Source organism: Ruegeria sp. CDSA021 (assembly GCF_059612325.1).
In genome coordinates, this window is sequence record NZ_JBXWQJ010000044.1 from 1 (window position 1) to 3,178 (window position 3,178).

Sequence of the window (3,178 nt, forward strand, 5' to 3'; positions counted from 1 at the left end):
GCCGCTCATTCCAATTCCCTCGTTTGATAATCTGCACGAAAGCTGCAACCGCATATGGCAGTCGCGCGATGTAACCAACGGGATCGAAGAAGGGTTTCTGGCAGCCAAACCGGTCCTGAAAACCGTTCTGGACCCGATCACGCAGCCATTGAGCTGGATATTGGATGGCGCACTTTGGCTGTTTGAAGCGACGCCATGGTTCATCATGGTACCGCTTCTGGTGGCGATTTCCTGGTACGCGTCACGTTCGCGCCCTGTGACGATCTTCGTGGCCGCCTCGATTATGATGCTGGCCCTCGTAGACCACTACGATGTGGCGATGCAAACCCTGTCGATCGTCTTTGTGTGTACGACGATTTCGGTGCTGTTCGGTGTGCCCATTGGAATTGCCATGTCGAAATCCGACCGATTGCAAAAAGGCGTCGTTCCGTTGCTCGACCTGCTGCAGACCCTGCCGACATTCGTGTACCTGATCCCTCTGATTTTCTTGTTCTCGGTCACGGAATCCAAACTGTACGGGATTGCGATCATCCTTTACGCGATTGTGCCGGTGATCCGTTTGACCGACCTTGGCATCCGGCTTGTCGACAGGGATGTGATCGAGGCGGCCAATGCCTTTGGCATGAAGGACCGCCAGAAACTGATGCGGGTGCAACTCCCTTTAGCGCTGCCCAATATCATGGCCGGAATCAACCAGACCATCATGATGAGCCTTGCCATGGTCGTGATCGCCTCTCTTGTTTCGGCCCCTGGCCTTGGCGTGAACGTGTTGCGCGGTATCCGAAACCTTGAACTGGGTGTGGGCATCGTCGCGGGCATCGGCATTGTTCTGCTGGCCGTGATCCTTGACCGCGTATCCAAGGCAGCTCTCACACGGGTCGATAAGACCCAAGTCAAACATTAAGGAGCCGGTTCAATGACACAACCAATGGTCCGCCTGTCCGGGCTCTATAAAATCTTTGGCGCCCGCGACAAGGACGTGTTGCAGCATGCCAAAGGAGGCATGGGCAAGGAAGAATTGCTGGCGCAGCACGGGCACGTGTTGGGGCTCAACAACATCAACGTCGATATGCAGGCGGGGGAAATCACAGTGGTCATGGGCCTGTCCGGCTCTGGGAAATCTACTCTGATCCGCCACCTGAACCGGTTGATCGAACCCACTGCGGGCGAGATCATCGTGCAGGGTGAGGACGTGATGCAACTGTCCGAGGACGGGTTGCGCCATGCTCGACAGGAAAAGATGTCGATGGTGTTCCAGAAGTTCGCGCTTTTGCCGCACAAAACCGTGCTGAAGAACGCAGGCATGCCGCTCTCGGTGCGCGGCGAGGACGAGGCGACTTGCGACCGTGAAGCCGCCAAGTGGCTGGATCGCGTGGGTCTGAGCGGGTTCGAGAACCATTATCCAGCGCAATTGTCCGGTGGGATGCAACAGCGTGTGGGCATTGCCCGGGCGCTGACCGCGAACACACCGATCATGCTGATGGACGAGGCTTTCTCGGCTCTTGACCCACTGATCCGAACAGACATGCAGGACCTGCTGCTCGAGCTGCAAAAAGAGCTGCACAAGACCATCATCTTCATCACTCACGATCTAGATGAGGCGTTGAAGCTGGCCGATCACCTTGTGATCCTTAAAGACGGCTTTGTCGTGCAGCAGGGCGAGCCGCAGCATATTCTGTTGAACCCCAACGATCCTTACATCGAAGACTTCGTGAGCGACATCAACCGAGCACGGGTTCTGCGGGTCCGCTCGATCATGACCCCGCTGGACGGTGGCCAAGTGCCAGAAGATGCCCATGGCGAAGTGGACGTGAACGACACGCTCGAAAGCATGATCGCGCGGTCCGGCGGGGATACGTCACACGCCTATGTTGTCAAGGATGGGGAGAAGACAGTCGGCTCACTGGATATGACTGAACTGGTTCGCGCACTCGTCCCTCGCGTCGCATCCGAAGCAGGCGCACGTCAGTCCTGACGCGCGCTGACGACAAAGCTGGAATTCATCAGATCAGGCCCGAAATAGCCGCATGGTTGGGTCGGCTTCGATCTGTTCGAACAGCCAGTCAACAAACGTATCGAGCTTTGGGTTGGGTGCACGTTCTTTTTGCGTCGCCAGATACCAGCTGCCTGGCTCGGGCACCGAAATATCAAACGGTTTGACCAGGCGCTCCCTTTCAAGGTCACGCGTGCAAAACGGTGCTCTTGCGACGCTGATACCGTGATTTTTTAGAACAGCTTCACGGACCAGCGGGTAATTGTCGAAAACAGAGCCAAATTTCATCGTTTCGCGATCTAAGCCCGCCGCATCCAACCAGCAGTCCCAGTCATCCGGCTCATTCCATGTGTTTGGGACACTCAGCAACAGGAAATTTCTTAGCTCTTCCAGCGGCATTCCACCGCTTGCGGTTTTCAAGGCCTCCGGAGCACATACCGGGTAGATATCCGTTTCGAACAAGGGGCTATAGTCAAACCGTTTGTCAAATGGTGGCGCGTTGAACACGCCCACATCGAACCGGTGCATGTCATAATCACCGTCTTCAAAAGTAGAGACGATGCGCACGCGTGTGTCCGGATTATCCTGAAGAAAGTCTGCCAATCTGGGCTGTAACCACATTGTATTGAAACTTGCGTAGGACTGAACGAGCAACACGTCCGGTTCCTCAGGTGTCTGGATGCGCCGAGTGGCTTTGATGATTCCCTGAATGTGTTCGCGTATTGGCGGGTAATATTGCTCGCCAGCCGGTGTTAGCTCGACCGAACGGCTTGTGCGTTCCAGTAGTTTAACACCGATTGTTGTTTCTAATGCTTTGACCTGGTGGCTGACTGCCGCATGCGTCACACAAATCTCGTCAGCGGCCTTTCGGAAACTCTTGTGACGCGCCACCGCCTCAAAAGCGCGCAGTGAAACCAGCGTGGGCATGTGAGTGGTCATTGCTGCATCTCCTCGATGAAATCAATTCTGCTTACCCTCAAGCAGAGTTATCCGACGACGGGCGCGAACATAGCAGGGTATTGATACTCTTTTTCATAACCTGTCAGGGGGTAGCACGCAATTCGCGGTGCGATGTGATCGGTTAGAATTTCTTGATGAAAGGAAATTTCTTTCAATTCTTCCACGGGGTGAGAAATGCCAGATTAGCAGATAGAGATGTTATGGGATTCCACCTTCATGCCACCA

3 protein-coding genes are annotated in these 3,178 nt (G+C 54.9%); 2 read left to right on the top strand and 1 reads right to left on the bottom strand.

Annotated features, from left to right (window positions below):
- On the top strand, positions 1-904 hold a 904-nt coding region (locus AC2FLD_RS22340), incomplete at its 5' end, for an ABC transporter permease (protein ID WP_496674513.1).
- A gap of 12 nt (positions 905-916) precedes the next feature.
- Positions 917-1,975: a quaternary amine ABC transporter ATP-binding protein gene (locus tag AC2FLD_RS22345; RefSeq protein WP_058274115.1), complete on the top strand. Its 1,059-nt coding sequence runs from the start codon at positions 917-919 to the stop codon at positions 1,973-1,975.
- 33 nt (positions 1,976-2,008) lie between these two features.
- Here the strand turns inward: AC2FLD_RS22345 and AC2FLD_RS22350 are convergent, their stop codons facing one another.
- The gene (locus AC2FLD_RS22350) at positions 2,009-2,932 is read right to left on the bottom strand and encodes a LysR substrate-binding domain-containing protein (RefSeq protein WP_058277183.1); all 924 of its coding nucleotides are present in this window, start codon (positions 2,930-2,932) and stop codon (positions 2,009-2,011) included.
- Positions 2,933-3,178: the final 246 nt, after the last annotated feature.